At 60.5% G+C, this 19787-nt stretch carries 18 protein-coding genes; 10 read left to right on the forward strand and 8 right to left on the reverse strand.

Annotated elements, in window-relative coordinates; all coding sequences use genetic code 11:
• The first annotated feature begins 2 nt into the window (after nt 1–2).
• The 6 genes from fabG (at nt 3) to gmk (ending at nt 5021) form a co-directional block, all read left to right on the forward strand.
• Nucleotides 3–740 (forward strand): 3-oxoacyl-[acyl-carrier-protein] reductase, encoded by a 738-nt coding sequence (fabG, locus tag R3C13_RS12895; protein ID WP_371311239.1) that lies wholly within the window; start codon nt 3–5, stop codon nt 738–740.
• A gap of 114 nt (nt 741–854) precedes the next feature.
• On the forward strand, nt 855–1088 hold the full coding sequence (locus R3C13_RS12900) for an acyl carrier protein (protein ID WP_027839729.1): 234 nt from the start codon (nt 855–857) through the stop codon (nt 1086–1088).
• Between the two features lie 23 nt (nt 1089–1111).
• A complete protein-coding gene (fabF, locus tag R3C13_RS12905) occupies nt 1112–2398 on the forward strand; it encodes a beta-ketoacyl-ACP synthase II (protein WP_371311240.1) in 1287 nt (428 codons plus the stop codon).
• A 67-nt stretch (nt 2399–2465) separates the two neighbouring features.
• On the forward strand, nt 2466–3494 hold the full coding sequence (mltG, locus tag R3C13_RS12910) for an endolytic transglycosylase MltG (protein WP_371311241.1): 1029 nt from the start codon (nt 2466–2468) through the stop codon (nt 3492–3494).
• Complete coding sequence (locus R3C13_RS12915; protein WP_371311242.1) at nt 3491–4378, forward strand: YicC/YloC family endoribonuclease; 888 nt, start codon at nt 3491–3493, stop codon at nt 4376–4378. The genes mltG and R3C13_RS12915 overlap by 4 nt, the downstream gene beginning before the upstream one ends.
• Entirely contained in the window at nt 4368–5021 is a 654-nt protein-coding gene (gene gmk / locus R3C13_RS12920) for a guanylate kinase (protein WP_371311243.1), read from the forward strand. Before R3C13_RS12915 ends, gmk begins: the two co-directional genes overlap by 11 nt.
• Before the next feature lie 65 nt (nt 5022–5086).
• Here the strand turns inward: gmk and R3C13_RS12925 are convergent, their stop codons facing one another.
• A complete protein-coding gene (locus R3C13_RS12925) occupies nt 5087–6307 on the reverse strand; it encodes an NADP-dependent isocitrate dehydrogenase (RefSeq protein ID WP_371311244.1) in 1221 nt (406 codons plus the stop codon).
• A gap of 77 nt (nt 6308–6384) precedes the next feature.
• On the opposite strand from R3C13_RS12925, the gene R3C13_RS12930 reads away from it, so the two are divergent.
• The 4 genes from R3C13_RS12930 (at nt 6385) to R3C13_RS12945 (ending at nt 9391) form a co-directional block, all read left to right on the forward strand.
• Nucleotides 6385–7146 (forward strand): RNA methyltransferase, encoded by a 762-nt coding sequence (locus R3C13_RS12930; protein WP_371311245.1) that lies wholly within the window; start codon nt 6385–6387, stop codon nt 7144–7146.
• Nucleotides 7136–8356 carry a TIGR03862 family flavoprotein gene (locus R3C13_RS12935; protein WP_371311246.1) on the forward strand — a complete coding sequence of 407 codons (1221 nt, stop codon included), beginning with the start codon at nt 7136–7138 and terminating at the stop codon, nt 8354–8356. Before R3C13_RS12930 ends, R3C13_RS12935 begins: the two co-directional genes overlap by 11 nt.
• Nucleotides 8357–8602: 246 nt before the next feature.
• Nucleotides 8603–8986, forward strand: a complete 384-nt coding sequence (locus R3C13_RS12940) for a hypothetical protein (protein ID WP_371311247.1) — start codon at nt 8603–8605, stop codon at nt 8984–8986.
• Nucleotides 8987–9118: 132 nt separating this feature from the next.
• On the forward strand, nt 9119–9391 hold the full coding sequence (locus tag R3C13_RS12945) for a hypothetical protein (protein ID WP_371311248.1): 273 nt from the start codon (nt 9119–9121) through the stop codon (nt 9389–9391).
• Nucleotides 9392–9689: 298 nt separating this feature from the next.
• On the opposite strand, the gene R3C13_RS12950 is transcribed toward R3C13_RS12945, so the two are convergent.
• From R3C13_RS12950 to R3C13_RS12980, 7 genes are all read right to left on the reverse strand, one after another.
• Nucleotides 9690–12560: a TIM-barrel domain-containing protein gene (locus R3C13_RS12950; protein ID WP_371311319.1), complete on the reverse strand. Its 2871-nt coding sequence runs from the start codon at nt 12558–12560 to the stop codon at nt 9690–9692.
• Nucleotides 12561–12743: 183 nt separating this feature from the next.
• Nucleotides 12744–13697 carry a galactofuranose ABC transporter, permease protein YjfF gene (gene yjfF, locus R3C13_RS12955; protein WP_371311249.1) on the reverse strand — a complete coding sequence of 318 codons (954 nt, stop codon included), beginning with the start codon at nt 13695–13697 and terminating at the stop codon, nt 12744–12746.
• Complete coding sequence (locus R3C13_RS12960; RefSeq protein WP_371311250.1) at nt 13694–14689, reverse strand: ABC transporter permease; 996 nt, start codon at nt 14687–14689, stop codon at nt 13694–13696. Before R3C13_RS12960 ends, yjfF begins: the two co-directional genes overlap by 4 nt.
• Before the next feature lie 14 nt (nt 14690–14703).
• Nucleotides 14704–16206 carry a sugar ABC transporter ATP-binding protein gene (locus tag R3C13_RS12965; protein WP_371311251.1) on the reverse strand — a complete coding sequence of 501 codons (1503 nt, stop codon included), beginning with the start codon at nt 16204–16206 and terminating at the stop codon, nt 14704–14706.
• Between the two features lie 4 nt (nt 16207–16210).
• A complete protein-coding gene (locus R3C13_RS12970) occupies nt 16211–17170 on the reverse strand; it encodes an ABC transporter substrate-binding protein (RefSeq protein WP_371311252.1) in 960 nt (319 codons plus the stop codon).
• A 31-nt stretch (nt 17171–17201) separates the two neighbouring features.
• A complete protein-coding gene (locus R3C13_RS12975) occupies nt 17202–17963 on the reverse strand; it encodes an SDR family NAD(P)-dependent oxidoreductase (RefSeq protein WP_371311253.1) in 762 nt (253 codons plus the stop codon).
• Between the two features lie 11 nt (nt 17964–17974).
• Nucleotides 17975–19708, reverse strand: a complete 1734-nt coding sequence (locus tag R3C13_RS12980) for an IlvD/Edd family dehydratase (protein ID WP_371311254.1) — start codon at nt 19706–19708, stop codon at nt 17975–17977.
• Between the last annotated feature and the right edge of the window lie 79 nt (nt 19709–19787).

Consider the following 19787-nt stretch of genomic DNA (forward strand, 5'->3'; position numbering starts at 1 on the left):
CCATGTTCAATCTGACTGGCCGTACAGCTCTCGTCACCGGCGCCTCCGGCGGCATCGGTAGCGCAATCGCGAAAGCCCTGTCCGACGCAGGCGCGAAGGTCGTTCTCTCCGGCACGCGCGAAGGCGTGCTGAATGAAGTCGCGGCAACCCTCAAAAGCGAAAGCGCGGTCGTGACCTGCAACCTGTCCGACCCGGAATCGGTCGACGGGCTGGTCGCCAAGGCGGAAGCGGTCGTCGGCCCGCTCGACATTCTCGTCGCCAATGCCGGCATCACCCGCGACAAGCTGCTGATGCAGATGAAGGATGACGACTGGAGCGATGTTCTGAACGTCAATCTCGGCTCTTACTACCGACTCACGAAGAGTGTGATCCGGGGCATGATGAAGCGCCGTCACGGCCGCATCATCGGGATCACGTCGGTTGTCGGTGTGACCGGCAATCCGGGGCAGACGAATTACTGCGCGTCGAAGGCCGGCATGATCGGCTTCACCAAGTCGATCGCACAGGAAGTCGCGAGCCGCGGCATTACCGCCAATACGATCGCGCCGGGCTTCATCGAATCGCCCATGACCGATGTGCTGCCGGACGCGCAGAAAGAGGCATTGCTCGGACGGATTCCGGCGGCGCGTCTCGGGCAGGGCGGGGATATTGCTGCAGCTGCGGTATACCTCGCATCCGACGAAGCCGCTTACGTCACGGGGCAAACCCTGCACGTGAATGGCGGCATGGCGATGATCTGACGCATATCAGTTTCTGTTGATACAAAGGCTTGGCGGTTCTCACCACTGTGTGCTAGGCGCAACACAATGGTTCGGAATTCGGGCCAGTCCTCAGGCATTTCTAGAGAGGTACTCATGTCTGACGTTCTTGAACGTGTGAAGAAAATTGTGGTCGATAATCTCGACGTGGATGGTGACAAAGTGGTCGAAAGCGCAAGCTTCATCGACGACCTCGGCGCCGACTCCCTGGACCTCGTCGAACTGGTCATGGCTTTCGAAGAAGAATTCAATATCGAGATCCCGGACGATGTGCAGGAATCCATCCGCACCGTCGGCGACGCCGTGACGCACATCAAGGCTCACATCTAAGACTTTAGACAGGAGGGGTCTCCATGTCTGACCGCCGCGTCGTCATTACCGGCATTGGAATCGTGTCGCCGCTTGCGGCGACGCGAGAAGCCACGTGGGAACGCCTCATTGCCGGCAAGTCCGGCGCTGGGCGGATCGATACGTTCGACCCCTCCGACATGCCTTCCAAGATCGCCTGCCAGGTTCCGTGGGTCACGGGACGTGGCGGCGGCCAAGGCGATCCTCATGCGTTCGATCCGGACAAGTTCGTCTCCCCGAAGGAGATGCGCCGGATCGACGAATTCATCCTGTATGCGCTCGCCGCAGCAGAAGAGGCCGTCGAGGATGCCAATTGGCGTCCGACCGAAGCGGAAGACCAGGAACGCACGGGCGTTCTCATCGGTTCCGGCATTGGCGGCCTTGAGTCGATTTACGAAACGGCCGTCACCCTGCACGAGCATGGCCCGCGCAAGGTCAGCCCGTTCTTTATCCCATCCGCGCTAATCAACCTCGCCTCCGGCCAGGTCTCGATCAAGCATGGCTTCAAGGGCCCGAACCACGCCGTCGTGACCGCCTGTGCAACGGGCGCGCATGCCATCGGCGACTCTGCGCGCCTCATCAAGTATGGCGATGCCGACGTGATGGTGGCCGGTGGCGCCGAAGCCGTGATCGGCCGGATCGGCATTGCCGGTTTCTGTGCCGCCAAGGCGATGTCCACGAACTTCAACGACACGCCGGAAAAGGCGTCGCGTCCTTATGACAAGGACCGTGACGGTTTCGTCATGGGCGAAGGCGCGGCCGTGCTGGTGCTGGAAGAGTACGAGCACGCGAAAGCGCGCGGCGCGAAGATGTATGCGGAAGTCGTCGGCTATGGCCTGACGGGCGACGCCTACCACATCACGGCGCCGGCTGAAGGCGCCGAAGGCGGCTACCGCGCCATGAAGATGGCGATGAAGCATGCCGGCATCGACCTGACCGAAGTCGACTATGTCAACGCGCACGGTACCTCGACGCCGAAAGGCGACGAAGGCGAAGCGGGCGCGGTCGAGCGGGTCTTCGGCGATCATGCGAAGAACATGTCCATGTCGTCGACCAAGTCGGCCGTCGGCCACCTGCTGGGCGCGGCCGGCGCGATCGAAGGCGCATTCTGCGCCCTCGCCATCCGCGACCAGGTGATGCCGCCGACACTCAACCTCGACAATCCGAGCTTCGAGACAGTGCTGGATCTCATTCCGCACAAGGCCAAGAAGGGCCGCGTGCGCGCTGCCATGTCCAACAGCTTCGGCTTTGGCGGCACGAATGCAAGCCTCGTCATGCGCGAGGTAAGGTAAGTCCCTTTCCGGAGTCCGGCACGCAGCTTAATCTGTGTGCTTCCGGATTCCCTGATCGAGGCGACGCATGAAAATCCTGAAAGGTCTGCTTTCGCTGGTCCTTCTGGCCGTCATCCTCGGTGGCGCCGCAGCGGGCGGCGGCTGGCTGTGGATGCAGAACGAGCTGGCCAAGGCTGGCCCCCTCGAAGAAGACGTGACCTTTACAGTGAAGCCGGGCGAGAGCCTCGCCGGCGTTGCATCCCGTCTTGAGGCGGATGGTATTATCCGCGATGCAAAGCTCATGCGCCTGAAGGCGAAGCTGGACGGGACCGAGCTTGCCATCAAGACCGGCGAATTCGAGATAACGCATCAGGCAAGCCTTGCAGATGTTCTGGAAATTCTGGTCGAGGGGAAGGCTGTCCTTCACAAGATCACGCTGCCGGAAGGGCGCACGACCGACCAGCTCCTGAAAATCATCGAAGCCGATCCGGTGCTGACGGGAGAGATGCCTACGGAGGAAATTGCCGAGGGATCGCTTCTTCCGGATACGTACCTCTTTAATCGCGGCATGACGCGCGTTCAGCTGATCGCAAAGATGCAGTCGGCGCAGGAAGCGCTGATCGATGAGCTGTGGGCCCGGCGCGATCCGGAAATTCCGGTCAAGACGCCTTACGAAGCGATCATTCTCGCCTCGGTCGTGGAGAAGGAAACCGGCAAGGTCGAAGAACAGCCCGAGATTGCGGCCCTGTTCACGACGCGCCTGAAGAAGGGCATGCGTCTCGAAAGCGATCCGACGATCATCTACGGCATCTCTAAGGGGGAGCCGCTGTACAATGCGCAAGGCCAGCGCCGCACGCTGCGGCGCTCGGAAATCGACCGCAAGACCGACTGGAACACATACCAGATTGATGGTCTTCCGAAGACGCCAATCTGCAATCCGGGGCGCGGCGCGATTGCCGCTGTCCTGAACCCGCCGCACACGGAATATATCTTTTTCGTCGCGGATGGGAAGGGCGGGCATCTCTTCGCGAAGACGCTGAAAGAGCATAATCAGAATGTCGCGGCTTACCGCGCCTATGAGCGCAAGGAAATCGCGAGGGAACGGGCAGGGGAATGAGCAATCTTTCGGGGATGACCGGCTTTGCACGTGTATCGGGCGAGGCGGAATGGGGCAGCTGGGCGTGGGAGGCGAAAAGCGTCAACGGCCGAGGGCTGGATGTGCGCGTCGCCTATCCGCCGGGCTTTGATGCTGTCGAACGGGCAATCAAAACGGCGGCTCCCAGATTTTTCCAGCGCGGCTCGCTCCAGGTGTCATTGCGGATCGACCTGGCTGATAGCGGCGATCAGGCGACCATCAATCAGGCCTTGCTCGATTCGCTTGTGGCAACGGTCGAGAAGCGACTTGGAATGGAACTATCGGGTGAGGCGCTGGCCAGCCTGGTTGCGGTCAAAGGCGTTGTGGAGGCCGGTGGCTCCAGCCTTCGCGATCTGGGAGCCGATGAGGGTGTCGTTGCCATGCTGGCGAAAGCCGGAGAACAGGCACTGGCGGCCCTGCAGGCGGAACGGCTGAAAGAAGGCGACGTGCTGAAAGCGCTGCTGGCAGGCCTTGTGACCGATATGGAGTCCCACCGTGCGCAGGCTGAAGCCCTCGCCGCAGCGCAGCCCAAGCTTGTCCATGAGCGCCTGACAAAGCAACTCGCCGAGCTGGACACAGACGGCCGCGTTGACCGGGAGCGGCTTGCCGCAGAAGTTGCGCTGAGTGCTGCCAAGGCGGATGTTCGCGAAGAGCTGGACCGGCTGTCGGCTCATTTCGATACGGCGCATGGCTTGCTTGCGGCCGGGTCGCCCGTGGGCCGGAAACTTGATTTCCTGGCGCAGGAACTCAACCGCGAGGCCAATACGCTCTGCTCGAAATCGGCAAGTCTCGATTTGACGAATGCGGGACTCGGCCTCAAAGGACTTATCGACCAGTTCAAGGAGCAGGCCGCCAATGTCGAATAGCGGACACCCAAAGGATAGCGGCCGCCGCCGGGGTCTGATGCTGGTCCTGTCCAGTCCCTCGGGCGCAGGCAAGACCACGCTGTCCAAAATGCTGCTCGAAGAGTTCAGGGACGCGAAGCTGTCCGTTTCGGCGACGACACGTCCGCCCCGGCCGAACGAGGTCGACGGAAAGGACTATTTTTTCAAGTCCTCCGAAGAGTTCCACGGGATGATCGAACGGCGGGAATTCCTCGAATGGGCGCATGTCTTCGACAAGTATTACGGCACGCCAAGGGCCGATACGGTCGCCAGGCTGGAGGCGGGCGAGGATGTCCTGTTCGACGTCGACTGGCAGGGCGCCGATGCCTTGCACGACCAGATGCCGAACGACGTTGTTTCGGTCTTCATCCTTCCGCCGACGATCAGCGCGCTTGAGGAGCGGCTCGCGGCCCGGCCGGGCTCGACTCCGGAAATCGTCGCGCGGCGTATGGAAGACGCAAAGCGCGAGATCATGCACTGGCGCCGCTACGACTATGTCATCGTGAATGACAATCTGGATGTCGCTTATCAGCGCCTGCGCCGGATTTTGCTCGTGGAGCGGCTGAAGCGCTTGCGCCAGCTGGACCTTGAGGACCATGTCCGCGAGCTGCTAGGCGAAGCCTGACCGGTGACAAAGAAAAAGCCCCGCAGGATGTCCTGCGGGGCTTTTGTTTGGAACGCGCGGGGCGATCAGGCTTTCGCCATCGCCTCTTCAAAGTTCTGGGCGACTTTTTCGATGAAGCCTTCGGTCGTCAGGTAGCTCTGGTCCGGGCCGACGAGCAGGGCGAGGTCTTTCGTCATGAAGCCGGCTTCGACGGTCTTCACGATGGTCTGCTCCAGCGTCTGGGCGAACTTGCGGACTTCCGGCGTGTCGTCCATCCGGCCACGATGGTCGAGGCCCTGCGTCCAGGCGTAGATCGAGGCGATCGAGTTGGTCGAGGTCGCTTCGCCCTTCTGGTGGTTGCGGTAGTGGCGCGTGACGGTGCCGTGGGCGGCCTCGGCCTCGACCGTGTTGCCATCCGGCGTCATCAGCACGGAGGTCATCAGGCCGAGCGAGCCATAGCCCTGCGCGACCGTGTCGGACTGGACGTCGCCGTCATAGTTCTTACAGGCCCACACATAGCCGCCGGACCACTTCATGGCGGCGGCCACCATGTCGTCGATCAGGCGGTGCTCGTAGGTGCCGCCGAATTCCTTGAACTTGTCCGCGAACTCGTTGTCGAAGACGTCCTGGAAGATGTCCTTGAAGCGGCCGTCATAGGCTTTCAGGATCGTGTTCTTGGTCGACAGGTAGACCGGCCATTTACGCTGCAGGCCGTAGTTCAGGCAGGCGCGGGCAAAGTCGCGGATCGAGTCGTCGAGGTTGTACATGCCCATGGCGATACCGGCCGACGGGAAGTCGAAGACTTCGTATTCCTTGCTGTCGGAGCCATCGGCAGCTTCCCATTTCATGGTCAGCTTGCCTTTGCCCGGCACCAGGAAGTCGGTCGCCTTGTACTGGTCGCCGAAGGCATGACGGCCGACCACGACCGGACGGGTCCAGCCGGACACGAGGCGCGGGATGTTCGAGATCACGATCGGCTCGCGGAAGACGACGCCGCCGAGGATGTTACGGATCGTGCCGTTCGGCGACTTCCACATCTTCTTCAGGCCGAACTCTTCGACGCGGGCTTCGTCCGGCGTGATCGTGGCGCATTTGACGGCGACGCCGTACTGCTTGGTGGCGTTGGCGGCGTCGATGGTGATCTGGTCGTCCGTCTCGTCGCGCTTCTGGATCGACAGGTCGTAGTATTTCAGGTCAACGTCGAGGTAGGGGTGGATCAGCTTGTCCTTGATAAGCTGCCAGATGATCCGGGTCATTTCGTCCCCGTCCATCTCGACGATCGGGTTCTTGACCTTGATTTTCGACATGTTTGGAAGTCCTTGCGCTTGAAATAGTCTGGCAGGCCTATAGCAGAGCCCGGGCAGGCGTCAAAACAGGTTCCCACATGGCAGATCACCGCAGCCCGGCCATCATTCTCCACTCGCCCCAGCTGGGCGAAAATATCGGTGCGGCGGCGCGTGTCATGCGCAACTTTGGTCTGACGGATCTCCGTCTGATAGCGCCGCGCGATGGCTGGCCGAATCCGGCGGCGGAGACGATGTCGGCGGGGGCGTTCGGGGCGGGTGTCACGGTTTCCGTCTATGAGACGCTGCCCGAAGCGCTGGAGGGGATCACCTGGCTGGCGGCGGCGACGGCGCGCCTGAGAGGCATGGAGAAGCGCGTCGGCGACGCCCGTGACGCGGCGGAGACGGCGCATGCGCGCCTTCGTGCCGGCAAGTCCGCCATTATGTTCGGGGCGGAGAAATCCGGCCTGCCGAACGATGCCGTGGCGCTGTCTGACTTCCTGATGACCTACCCGGTCGACCCGGACTTCAAGAGCCTCAACCTGGCCCAGGCCGTCTGCGTCTTCTGTAGTGAATGGGGCAGGATTGCGCTCGGCCCAAGAGGCGACGACGAGGCCGTGAAGGCCGGCCTCGGAGCCCTTGCGCCGCGCGACGAGCTCTACCGCATGTTCGAGCACTTCGAGGAAGAGCTTGAAAGAGCAGGATATTTCTTCCCGCCGGAGAAGACCGCGCTGATGAAGGACAACCTCCGCGCCGCCCTCATCCGGGCCGACTGGACGCAGCAGGAAGTGCAGACCTTCCGGGGCGCGATCAAGGCGCTGGCGTTGGGGCGCGGCAAGGCGCGGGTCATCCGTGAAGACTGACAGGGTTGCCATTGTCGGTGCCGGCCCTGCGGGATTGATGGCCGCCGATGCAATCTCCGCAGCGGGGATTGGCGTCGACGTATACGACGCCATGCCGAGTGCTGGACGCAAGTTCCTGATGGCGGGTAAGAGCGGCCTGAATGTGACGCATGAGGGTGACATAGTTGACTTTACGCGCCTTTATGTTGCGCCGGGTGACCGTCTGGAGCCGGTCATTCGTGACTTCGGACCGGGTGAGGTGATCACCTGGATGGCCGGGCTGGGAATCGAGGCGCACACCGGGCCGACGGGCCGCGTCTTTCCCTCGATGATGAAGGCTTCGCCGCTGCTGCGTGCCTGGCTCGCCCGGCTGGGCAGGCAGGGCGTCAGGCTGCATCTCAGGCATCGCTGGACCGGGTGGGATGAGGCGGGCGCGCTGGTTTTCGATACGGCGGATGGTGCGGTGACGGTCAATCCGGCCGCAACCGTCTTCGCGCTCGGCGGCGGCAGCTGGCGCCGGCTTGGCTCCGATGGGGCGTGGACCAGGCCGTTCGCGGAAGCGGGCGTGCCGCTTGCGCCGTTCAGGCCCTCCAATTGCGGGTTCACGGTCGACTGGTCGGACCGGATGCGGCGCGACTTCGCGGGCGCTCCGGTGAAGCCTGTCCGGCTATCGGCTGGCGGCAGGGAGACGCGGGAAGAGTTCGTGGTGACCGCGGCGGGCGTCGAGAGCGGCGGCGTTTTCACCTTGTCGGCAGTCCTGCGCGACGAGATCGAGGCGGAAGGCACGGCGACGCTGTGGCTGGACCTGCTGCCGGACCTCGCCGAGGCGGAGATTGCCCGCAGGCTGGCGGCGGCCGATCCGAAACAATCGCGCGCCAACCGCCTGCGCAAGGCACTGAAGCTGACGGGGGTGAAGGCCGCATTGCTTTATGAATGCGTATCAGCGGATGACCTCACGACGCCCGACGCCATGGCGGCGGCGATCAAGCGCCTTCCGCTGAAGCTGACTGGTCCTGCACCGCTCGATGAGGCCATCTCGACCGCTGGCGGCGTTCGCTGGGATGCGGTGGATGCGCGGTTGATGCTGACCGCCCGGCCGGGCAGTTTCGTTGCCGGCGAAATGATCGACTGGGATGCCCCGACCGGCGGCTACCTCCTGACCGCCTGCCTCGCGACCGGGATGGCGGCGGGCGAGGGCGTCCTGGCCTGGCTGGGCGCGAAAAGAGATTAAAAAAATCGCGCGCCGGCGAATCGTCCGCCAAAAGTTAGCGGGTTATTAAAATATTCGTGCGACTTTCTCCCCGATCATGAAGCAGTAGGCTTGCGAATACGGGTTGGCTGGCGTGACGCGCGTAGCTGGCGACCCTGGCTGCTGCGCTTCCTGAGACTGATGCCGCCGGTTCGCCGGAGGAGTCCCTGCCATTTGGCGTGACCCCTCGGGAGGCCGGATCCCTGCGAACAACTACGGAGAAAGACTGTGTCGCAAACTGCCTATCTGATGTCCTGCGAAGTGGAGTGCGGTGAAGGGAGCGATGGCGCCCTGGAGGGAATGGAATACGCTCACGTGATGGTCGCGGTCTACGCTGCCAGCGACGAAGAAGCGATGGAGAAGATCGAAGCCTCGTTCGACGACGAAGGCTATGCGATCACCGACGTCGACTTCTTCATGGAAGCATCGGACGTGGAATGGAGCGACGCAGAAGGCGAAGCCGAGGGCAAAGACATGCTGGCCCGCCTCGCCACCATCCCGGAAGATGTCGTGTACGGACACCTCTACGAAGTCGAATTTGAGGAAGAAGAGTACTCGGACGAGGAAGAAGAATATTCCGACGAGGACGAAGAGATCGAAGAAGCCGCCTGATCGGCTGCCGCCTCAAGAACAATCAAGCAAACGTTGCGGCCACCTTCAGGTGGCCGCTTTTTTTTGGCCGGACGCGGCTGGCTTGCCGGGAGCATAGGCCGGACCTGCCGCTTGTGCTAAAGGATCGGGGCGATGAGCGATGCTGTCGGCCCCGGCGATCTGGTCCTGTGCGTGAACGCGGCCCCGAACCACGTGACCGGGCAGCCCGTGCCCCTGGTCGCGGGCGAGACCTACCGCGTGCTCGACGTCATGGAGTTCGCGTGCCCGTGCGGACGGTCCGATGCCTTGCTGGATGTCGGCGTCGGCTTCGCCTGGTGCCAGACGCGCTTCCGCCTGCTGCCGAAGCCGAAAGCGCGGGCGAGGACGCGACGTGCTACGGTGCCGAGGAAGAAGGAAAACGTGTGAGCGGTGGATCGGTTTGCTTGCCGGTCAATGTTGAGGAGTGGCCCCTGCCGGGTTTGCAGCGATGAATTGCGGGATGGCGAAGATTGGCCCATTGCGGCCGTTCAGGCCGTAAAGATGCCCCAAGCATTTTGGAAAGCCTATGTTGGATTCGAATCCGTGTTTCCCCTCCACACAGAAACAAACGGAAAGCGCCACCTTGTCCAAACGAATGGTCTCGAGGTCCGAATGCCGCTTTTTGCGATTTATCGCCGATTTCACGGCTACGAGCATAAACGTGACAATACGCTGAGGTCGACCTTCACGGCGTTTTCTCAATAACAATCTTTCGTCCGGAATAAATTGCCGTCGAATCTGGCTTTGAGTTGGCCGGGGCATTCCCGGTGCCAGGCGTTACAAAGTGGACTTTGAATTCCTGTTGGCCGCCAAACTCGCCCAACTTGTCGCCGATAATCAGCTGCTGCTCGCTTTCATCCCAGCGAATTGGAATCCGGCTCCACTCGCCGCGCTCATAGGCGTATGTTTCACCATCATCATCGTATAATTCAAATGAGCCATTTGCTCCTGTAAACACGAATAAGCTTACTTCTTTGCCAATTCCTTCAGCAGTATACTGAATATCTGGTCCCATCGGGACAATGGAGCCAGCCTTCACATAAAGGGGCATCCAGTCCAGCGGCGCAGCCGCCTGGATCCATTGTCCGCCGGCATATTTCGTGCCCGTCAGGAAATCGTACCAGTCCGCACCTGCTGGCAGGTACAAGGAGCGCGAGCGGGCTTTGTACTCATGCACAGGGCTCACCAGAAAAGCCGGGCCGAACATGTACTGATCCGCGATGTCCCAGGTGACCGGATCATTCTCGAAATCCATCACGAGACCGCGCATAATCGTCCCATCTTTGTGATACGTGTCAGCCGCCAGTGTGTAGATGTACGGCATAAGGCGATAACGCAGCTTGTCATACGCTATCAGCGTGTTCTGCACCGCGGAACCGTCTTCGGCCAGATTGTACACTTCCCGGAAAGGGTATTCCCCGTGAGACCGGAAGATTGGCGAGAAGGCCCCGAACTGGTACCAACGTGTGTTCAGTTCCCGCCATTCGTCGACATGCGCCGGGTCTTCTGACGAATACCGCTGCTCCACCGAGAAGCCGCCAATGTCGTGCGTCCAGTTCGGCGTTCCGGACATGGAGAAGTTTACGCCTGCGGAGATCTGCTCCCGCAGGTCATCCCATCGCGCTACGATATCGCCACTCCACGACGCAGACGCATAGCGCTGGATGCCGGGGAAGGCTGACCGCGTCAGGATGAACACGCGTTCGTCCGGCTCCGTGCCGGCCCGCTCGCCTTCGTAGACCGCCCGCGAATTCATCAGCACGAAGGAATTGAAATACTGCTCCGCCGGTCCCATTGCGGTCGGACCCATGCGATATGCACGATCGGCATGTGACACGTTGGAGTGCATATCCGGCTCGGTTGCATCCATCCACCAGGCGTCGAAGCCCAATGCGTCAATTTCCCGCTGCATCTGGCTCCAGAACAATCTCCGGCATTCTTCGGAATACTGGTCCACGAATGCGTTAAGATAGCCAGGACCAACCCAGTCCAACGCGCCGCGCTCGATATTGCCGCGATAGATACAGCCTTTTTCGTCCAGCGCCTTGTAATTATCCGTCGTCGGATAGAACTTCGGCCAAACAGAGATCATCACCTGCGCATGCATGTCATGAACCGCGTCCACCATCGCGCCCGGATCAGGAAAGCGCGCCGGGTCGAACTTGTGCGATCCCCAGTCATCTTCGCGCCAGTAGAACCAGTCGAGCACGATATTGTCGATCGGGATATCCCGCGCGCGATACTCCGCCAGCGCGTCCAGAAGTTCGTCTTGCGTCGTGTAACGCTGACGACTCTGCCAGAATCCGTAAGCCCAGCGCGGCAGCATCACCGACTTGCCGGTAAGCTGGCGATAGCCGGAAATGATCTCGTCCGCCGATGGGCCAAGAATGAAATAGTAGTCCAGAACCTGCGCCACCTCGGAAGACAGGCTCAGCGCATTCCGCTCGTCCTCCGGAATCGGGTCCAGGTGCATTATGCGGAAATAGCCGTCATTCGGTAGCCATTCGATCTCCACCGCGTGCCGTTTGCCCGGCGCCATCTCCAGTTCGAAGTTGAAGTTGTTCGGGTTCCAGTTCTGGCGCCAGCGGTTCACCACTTCCTCGCCATCCACTGTCACCTTGATATAGCTGCTGCCGTAGACCTGGAACTTGTGCAGCCCTGCTGTCTCCGCCTCGACGCTACCGGTCCACACCACCTTATCCGGCGACTTTGTGCCCAGCGGGGCAGGAAACACGTCCCGCTCGCCCGCGCCTGTCGCGAACTGGTCTTCTGGAAGGAACTGGTAATCCGGATCGCCTTCCTGCGTCGTCGCAACGAGTTCGCCCTCGTAATAGTACTCGCCCGTCAGGCCGCCTTCAGCGCCGTCGCGGTCGCGAACGACCAACGTGTCATCGAGGCCGGCGAACGGTCGTGGGTCACCAAACCGTGTGATCGAGCTGTTGTCCCACAGAATGCCATAGTCCCCGGTGGAGATGAGGAAGGGCATCGCAATCGCAACGTTGTGCTGCGCCAGTTCCACATTCTCGCCATTGAAGTTCATCTGACCCATCTGGTGCTGGCCGAGGCCGTAGAAGCCTTCGCCGGGATCAGACGCGAACACTTGACGTACAGCATAGAAGGGTTCGCCACCCACAGTCTTTGCCGAGAACTCCCGCGCAGGGGCCTCGCTCAGGATCGGTCTGCCATCGGGGTGCAGGAAGCTGACCTTTCCGGTCGTGCCATCGACCCGCGCCACGAGCGAAGTGGACCGCAGCTCCACCGCGCCATCGGCTTCCTTCACACTGATCCCGTCCGGTTTGTCCTGCGCTACCACCATCAGACTTTCGTCACGCGCAAAGTCGCCGTCCGGGTCCGCTACAACGTGCACAATTTTGTCCGTGATGAAGCTTACCCTAACCGGCGTGCCTGCTACGGGCACAACTGTGGCGAAAGCGTCACCCACGCTGACTTTGGGATAAGCAGCTTCGGCCCCTCCAACCGTTCGGACAGGAGCTGTTGCGACGCAGCCAGAAAAGGCAAAACTCAACGCCAGTGCCAATATCGATTTGAACTTCATCACGACCTCTCCCCATCCGGATTGTTGTTGCTCAGGGAACCTGGAGCCTCTTGCTGCTTTGGCGTTATGTGATGATCTTCCCTAATCCCGCAGTTACCCGGAGCATTGATTGGAAAAGTGCTGCGTGCACATGGCCAAAGGCCTGAAAAGGATTGCATGGCGGTAAGCACCATCCCGCATGGTCTAATTATCCTCACGAGGGCGTTGAATACGTTGTACACAAACGAAAGCCAGAACGAGAACGCCAATGACGATCTTCGTCCACCAGCTGTTCAGAGAGCCGTTGAAAGAGATGTAAGTCTGAACGAGCCCCATCAGCATGACGCCGACAACTGTCCCGACAATATAGCCGGATCCGCCCGTTAGCAGAGTTCCGCCGATCACCACGGCTGCGATAGCGTCCAATTCCAATCCGACTGCCGCCAGCGCGTAGCCGGACGATGTGTAGAAAGAGAACATGATCCCGGCAAGTGCTGCGAGGAAAGAGCTGAGTGCGTAGATACGGATCGTCGTGTTCGCCACCGGGACAGCCATTAGCCGTGCGGATTCTGCATCGCCGCCAATGGCGTAGACGTAGGTTCCGAAGCGGCGGTAATGTGCAAGGATGATAGCGCATGCCAGCACGATAGCGAGCAGCAGTGTCTGCGCGCCAACGAACCCTCGTCCAGGCAAAATAATCCCCATTGTATTGATAGCATCATAGGCAGCATGTTCGATCGGTACTGATCGCTCGCTGATAACAATCGCCAGACCGCGCATCAGGAACATGCCGGCCAGCGTGACGATGAATGGCTGAAGCTTATAGCAGTGTATCAGGCATCCCATTCCCGCGCCGAATGCCCATCCGATGGCAAGAACAAGTGGGAATACCACATAGGGCGGCCATCCGGACTGAATGAGTATTGCAGTCAACACCCCGGTGAACGCGATTACGGAGCCGACCGAAAGATCTATCCCACCCGAAAGGATAACGAAGGTCATTCCGATTGCGGTGACCGCGAGGTAGGCATTGTCGGTAAAGAGATTCAGAAATACATGCACCGTGCCGAAGCCCTCGTACTGGACCGAGCCCAGAACAAAGAGTGCCACAAATAGTGCAGTCGTGATCAGAATCGGCGCGTGGCGAGCTGCTATCATGTCGAGAGCCTCTCGCGAAGCGACGCGAGCTGCGCCTGCGCAACGGATGACTGCAATAGAAGTACGCCTATAATCACCACTGACTTGATGACTAGGTTGAACTTGGGGGGTATTCCCGAAAGCACGATTGCGGTGTTAAGGGACTGGATGATCAGGGCACCGATGACTGCCAGCACGAGCGAGTAGCGTCCCCCCATCAGGCTTGTCCCGCCAATAACAACGGCAAGGATTGCATCCAGTTCTATCCAGAGGCCGACATTGTTTGCATCGGCGCCTTGAATGTCAGCCGTAGCAACAAGACCCGCGAGTGCGGCGCAGATGCCCGCGATCCCGTAGACCGCCAGCTTAATCGACCTCACAGGAATACCTGCATGCCGGCTTGCCGAGGCGTTGGCACCCACGGCCTCAATGAACATGCCAAGCGCTGTCCCGCGGGTCAGAAAGAGCATTGCGGCCAGAATGAAAAGAACGAGCCAGATAGGCATCGGCAGGCCAAGCAGGATGCCAACACCAATGAACGCGAATGCTTCGTTCTGGAAAGTGATGATCTGTCCGTCGTTCAGAAGCTGCGCTACACCCCGCCCGGCTACCAACAGGATGAGCGTTGCGACAATAGGCTGTATTCCCAGGCCCACGATGAGCGTGCCGTTCATCAACCCGGCTGCAAGGCCTGCGCATAGCCCAATCCCCACAATGAGGATGACCGGTAGATCGCTTCCGACTATTAGGTTGGCCGCGACGGCTCCGGCAATCGCCATGACAGCTCCGACCGAGAGGTCGATACCTCCGGTCGCGATTACGAGCGACATTCCGATGGCTATGAGCGCGACTGGAGCACACCGGTTCAGGATATCGATAAATCCGCTAAACAGTCTTCCGTCCTGAACCGTGAAGGCGAAGAAGCCGGGATTTGCGATCAGGATAACCAGCCAGATAAGGCCGAGCGCAGTAAGTGGCCAAAGTGCGCCATGGCGTTTCAGTGCCGCAAACATTCTCCTCAGACCGTTCATGATGCGATGGCCTGAAGTATGCCGTCTTCCGTAATTGCGTTTCCTTCCAGGACAGCAATTTGACGGAAGTCCCTGAGCACAACTACGCGGTGACTGAATGCGACAAGTTCCTCAAGTTCCGAAGATGTCACAATCAGAGCCATGCCGCGGTCGCAGAGTTGCTGGATCAAGCGCAGGATTTCGGTATGTGCGCCGATATCGATGCCGCGCGTTGGTTCATCGAGGAGCAGCACGTCCGGTTCGATGGCGAGCCAGCGCGCCAGAATGACTTTCTGCTGGTTTCCGCCACTGAGAAGCCTCACGGGCTTTTCCATATCTGGCGTTGCAATTCGGAAATTGGCAATCGCCGTCCCGGCAAGGGTGCGTTGCTCGCGGAGAGGGATCGGCCGCCACCAGCCGCGCCGCGCCTGGAGGGCGATTGCGATGTTCTCCCGCACGCTGAGATCGCCAATTATGCCGTTTGTCTTGCGGTCCTCGGGGCAGAGCGCGATGCTATTGGCGATGGCGCCCCGCGGCGACGTGATGCCTACCTCAATTCCGTTGCGGCAGATTTTCCCGGCCGATAGTGTATCGAGGCCGAAGAGCGCACGGCAAACTTCCGTGCGCCCGGAGCCGAGCAGGCCGGCGAGCCCTATTGCTTCGCCTGACAATGCCGTCAGGCTAATGTTCTGTATTGAGCCGTGGACGCAGGCACCGTCCACTTCCAGCGCCGCATCTTTTGTTCCTGCCAATGTGGTCTGGGGCGCATGGCCGGCGGTTGTTCCCTGCAGCTCATAGCCGAGCATGTGCTGAATGAGCTTCGCCCGGGGCAGGGCGGCAGTATTGAATGTTCCGATTTTTTGACCGTTTCGCAGCACCGTGATCCGGTCCGACAATTCGTAGACCTGATCGAGAAAATGGGTGACGAAGATGATACCAAGGCCGTCGGCGCGCAGGCTGCGCAGGATATCGAACAGGATCTCGACTTCACCAGCATCAAGGCTCGCCGTCGGCTCATCCAGCACGAGGATCTTTGCCTTCTGATCGACGCCTCGGGCAATCGCGACCAGTTGCTGTATTGCGACGGAGAACTGGCTCAGCGGGCGAGACACGTCGATGTCGAGACGGAAACGCTTCAGCGTTTCGCGCGCCTCGGCATTCATCCGCTTCCAGTCCGTCAGGCCAAAGCGGCGCGGCTCGCGGCCGAGCAGGAGATTTTGCGCCACTGACAAGTTCGGCAGGAGATTGACCTCCTGATAGACCGTGCTGATGCCCGCCGCTTGCGCCTCGCCGACCGATCGCGGCGAAAGCGACTCGCTGTCCAGCCACATTTCCCCCCTATCGCGCGGATCGGCGCCGGTCAGGACCTTGATGAGTGTCGACTTGCCCGCGCCATTCTCACCAAGCAGGGCATGGACTTCGCTAGGTCTTACATCGAAGTCGACATCGTCCAGCGCGACTACGCCCGGAAATTCTTTCCGGACTCCGCGAAGCGACAAGAGCGGTTCAGTAGCGGTCATCGGGTCAGTCGGCAGTCCGCTTCTGATATTCCTCGGCTGCGGTCTCTTGGGTGAAGAGATCGCCATTTACCGAGATCAGCTTCGGCACACTTTCGCCACGCAGGTGGGCTTCGATCGCATCGAAGGCGGGGCCGCCCATATGGGGGCTGAGCTCGACCGTGGCGTTTGTGTCGCCATCGGCCATCGCCTTGAAGATGTCTGGGACAGCATCGACAGACACAACAAGAATGTCGTCACCAGGATCAATCCCGGCTTCATTCATCGCGATGACGGCGCCCAGGGCCATTTCGTCATTGTGAGCCCAGACCGCACAGATGTCTGCTGGGTCCATCGCGCGCAGGAAGGTCTCCATGATTTCCTTTCCACGGGCGCGGGTGAAATCAGCGGTCTGCGACATGACAATTTTGGCGTCCGGATAGTCTGCGATCACTTCGTTGAAGCCGGTCATGCGATCTATGGCGGCCGTTGCGCCGACGGTGCCTTGCAGCTCGACGATGTCACAATCGCCACTGGTCTCTTCCATCAGCCAACGCGCAGCCTTGCGGCCTTCCTCGACAAAGTCGGAAGCGACGCGGGTGAGGTAGAGGCTGTCATCTTCGAGGGCCATGTTGCGGTCAATAATGATGACCGGAATGCCCGCGCGCTTGGCTTCGGTCAGCACCGGCTTCCAGCCGGTCTCGACTACGGGCGCGATGATGATTGCGTCGACACCTTGCGCGATGAAGCTGCGCACTGCGCGGATTTGGTTTTCCTGCTTCTGCTGCGCGTCCGAGAATTTGAGGTCAATGCCGCGTTCCCGGGCCTCGGCCTGCACAGCCTGGCTGAAGGATGTTCGCCAGCCACTTTCCGACCCGACCTGCGAAAAGCCGATGGTGAGCTGGTCGTCGTCTTTGCTGTCTGAGCCGCCGGACCCACATGCGGCAAGGGCGAGAGCGCTAACAAAAATGGCAAGAACCTGTTTCATGTGACCTCCCGTTTTCTTTCAATCATAAGACTCATATCCAGCCGCCGTCGACGATGAAGGATTGTGCTGTGCACATTCGTGAATCGTCGGAGGCAAGGAACAGCGCCATTGCGCAGATATCCTGCGGTAGCAGCTCGCCCTTAAGTGACTGGCCGCGTTCGATCTCGCTCTTGACGTCTTCGCCGACCCACAATGCCTTTTGCTTCGGCGTCATGACCCAGCCCGGCACCAGTGTGTTGATGCGGATGTTGTCAGCGCCCAGGTCGCGGGCAAGGCCACGCGTCATGCCTTCAATGGCGGCCTTGGACGTCGTGTAGCCTGTCATGCCGCCCTGGCACTCATACCAGCTCATTGAACCGAAATTGACGATCGATCCATGGCCCAATTTGCGCATCTGCGGATGAACTGCCTGAATGGCGAAGAAGGCATGGCGAAGGTTCACCGCGATCCGGTCGTCCCAACCGGCTTCGGTCAGCGTACGGAAGTCATGACGTGTATCGTCCGCCGCATTGTTGATGAGGACACTTACCGGGCCGTCGATTTCGCCAGTCTTCGCGATGATGCCGGAGAGTTTGCCAGTGTCGCGCAAGTCACATTCGATGAAGCGGGCGCAGGTCGCCCCGGCAGTGGCTTCTCCCGCCTCCGCCTGCAGGTCTACAAAGGTTACTTTACACTGTTGTCCAGCGAACGCTGCCACCAGCTCCGCCCCGATACCTGTTGCGCCCCCAGTAATGAACACAGTTCGGCCGGCGAGGCTTGGGTAGGTGTTCGTGAGGGGAGGGATGGTGGACACGACGGTGCTGCTCAATGGGAATGGGGTGGAACATCGGCGCCGCGACATCCGACAAGAAAATCGAAGTCGCAGCCTTCGTCCGCTTGCAGAACATGACGCCGGTAAAGGCCTTCATAACCTCCGGCGGGGCGCACTACGGCATTGGTACGAAGCTCTGCCAGGCGGGCCTCAATTTCATCATCTGGGACATCGAGGTGCAGGAGGCCTGCGCGCGCATCGAGCTCGATGATGTCGCCATTCCGGACTGTGGCGAGGGGACCGAACTCAGCCGCCTCCGGTGCGACATGGAGGACGACCGTGCCGAATGCCGTGCCACTCATCCGGGCGTCCGAGATACGGACAAGATCTGTGACGCCCCGCTTCAACAGCTTCGGCGGCAGGCCCATGTTTCCGACTTCCGCCATGCCAGGATATCCCTTAGGGCCACAGTTCTTCAGTACCATGACGGACGTCTCGTCGATGTCGAGGTCCGGATCGGCGAAGCGGGCCTTGTAGTCATCGAAGTTTTCGAAGACGACAGCGCGGCCACGATGTTTCAGGAGTTCTGGTGTCGCTGCCGATACCTTCAGGACGGCCCCCCTTGGGGCGAGATTTCCGCGCAGGACGCAGATGCCGCCGCTCGCGACGAGCGGCTTGTTCACTGGGCGGATCACCTCGTCATTGTAGCAGTTGGCATCCTTGACGTTGTCCCACAGGGGCTTGCCATTCGCCGTCAACGCGTCCCGGTTCAGGACCCCGAGTTCCCCAAGCCGGCGGAGTACGACCGGCAGGCCGCCAGCATGGTAAAACTCCTCCATCAGGAAGCGGCCGGAAGGTTGGAGGTCAACCAGCGTCGGCACGCCCGCACCGAACGTCTGCCAGTCGTCAAGCGTGAGTTCGACACCAATGCGCTGAGCGATGGCTTTCAGATGAATGACCGCATTGGTCGACCCGCCGATTGCGGCATTCGCGCGGATGGCATTCTCGAAGGCTTCGCGGGTGAGCAGCTTTGACAGAGTGAGATCTTCGTTGACCATTTCGACGGCGCGCATACCGGACAGGTGGGCGAGCCCGTAGCGTCGGGAATCTACAGCTGGAATGGCGGCGTTCTCGGGCAACGTGACGCCAAGGGCTTCAGCCATGCAGGCCATTGTCGAGGCGGTTCCCATTGTGTTGCAGGACCCGGCAGACCGCGACATGGATTGTTCTGCTGCCATGAACTCGTTGAGGCTGATCTCGCCGGCATTGAATTGCTCGTTCATTCGCCAGACCAGGGTCCCGGAGCCGACCGGCTTTCCCTTGTGGTAGCCGTTCAGCATCGGCCCTCCGCTGACGACAATGGCGGGCACGTCGCAACTGGCTGCGCCCATGAGAAGGGCTGGTGTGGTCTTGTCGCACCCGACGAGAAGGACGACGCCATCGACGGGATTGCCGCGAATGGCCTCTTCCACATCCATGCTGGCAAGGTTCCGGGTCATCATCGCCGTGGGGCGAAGGTTCGATTCGCCATTCGAAAACACAGGGAATTCGACCGGAAGGCCCCCGGCCTCGTAGACGCCCTGTTTCACCCGCTCGGCCAGACCGCGCAAATGCGCATTGCATGGTGTGAGTTCCGACCAGGTATTGCAGATGCCGATGACGGGCTTCCCGTCGAACTGGTGCGCGGGGAAACCCTGGTTCTTCATCCAGGATCGATACATGAAGCCGTTCTTGTCGGCTGTTCCGAACCAGGCCTGGGACCGGAGTTTCCTGCTTTGGTCGGCCATTCGGTGGCTATCCCCGTACCGTTTCCCCGCCGCTCGTTCCAGGCGACTTGATTTGAATTTATCTGGTCATACAATATGA

The organism is Hyphomonas sp. (assembly GCF_041398385.1).
In the GTDB taxonomy this organism is placed as follows: domain Bacteria; phylum Pseudomonadota; class Alphaproteobacteria; order Caulobacterales; family Hyphomonadaceae; genus Hyphomonas.

Bases quoted from the DNA above. Each gene is read 5' to 3' on its own strand.
- fabG (WP_371311239.1), top strand. From the start codon at position 3: ATGTTCAATCTGACTGGCCGTACAGCTCTCGTCACCGGCGCCTCCGGC.
- R3C13_RS12900 (WP_027839729.1), top strand. From the start codon at position 855: ATGTCTGACGTTCTTGAACGTGTGAAGAAAATTGTGGTCGATAATCTC.
- fabF (WP_371311240.1), top strand. From the start codon at position 1,112: ATGTCTGACCGCCGCGTCGTCATTACCGGCATTGGAATCGTGTCGCCG.
- mltG (WP_371311241.1), top strand. From the start codon at position 2,466: ATGAAAATCCTGAAAGGTCTGCTTTCGCTGGTCCTTCTGGCCGTCATC.
- R3C13_RS12915 (WP_371311242.1), top strand. From the start codon at position 3,491: ATGAGCAATCTTTCGGGGATGACCGGCTTTGCACGTGTATCGGGCGAG.
- gmk (WP_371311243.1), top strand. From the start codon at position 4,368: ATGTCGAATAGCGGACACCCAAAGGATAGCGGCCGCCGCCGGGGTCTG.
- R3C13_RS12925 (WP_371311244.1), bottom strand. From the start codon at position 6,307: ATGTCGAAAATCAAGGTCAAGAACCCGATCGTCGAGATGGACGGGGAC.
- R3C13_RS12930 (WP_371311245.1), top strand. From the start codon at position 6,385: ATGGCAGATCACCGCAGCCCGGCCATCATTCTCCACTCGCCCCAGCTG.
- R3C13_RS12945 (WP_371311248.1), top strand. From the start codon at position 9,119: ATGAGCGATGCTGTCGGCCCCGGCGATCTGGTCCTGTGCGTGAACGCG.
- R3C13_RS12950 (WP_371311319.1), bottom strand. From the start codon at position 12,560: ATGAAGTTCAAATCGATATTGGCACTGGCGTTGAGTTTTGCCTTTTCT.
- yjfF (WP_371311249.1), bottom strand. From the start codon at position 13,697: ATGATAGCAGCTCGCCACGCGCCGATTCTGATCACGACTGCACTATTT.
- R3C13_RS12960 (WP_371311250.1), bottom strand. From the start codon at position 14,689: ATGTTTGCGGCACTGAAACGCCATGGCGCACTTTGGCCACTTACTGCG.
- R3C13_RS12965 (WP_371311251.1), bottom strand. From the start codon at position 16,206: ATGACCGCTACTGAACCGCTCTTGTCGCTTCGCGGAGTCCGGAAAGAA.
- R3C13_RS12970 (WP_371311252.1), bottom strand. From the start codon at position 17,170: ATGAAACAGGTTCTTGCCATTTTTGTTAGCGCTCTCGCCCTTGCCGCA.
- R3C13_RS12980 (WP_371311254.1), bottom strand. From the start codon at position 19,708: ATGGCCGACCAAAGCAGGAAACTCCGGTCCCAGGCCTGGTTCGGAACA.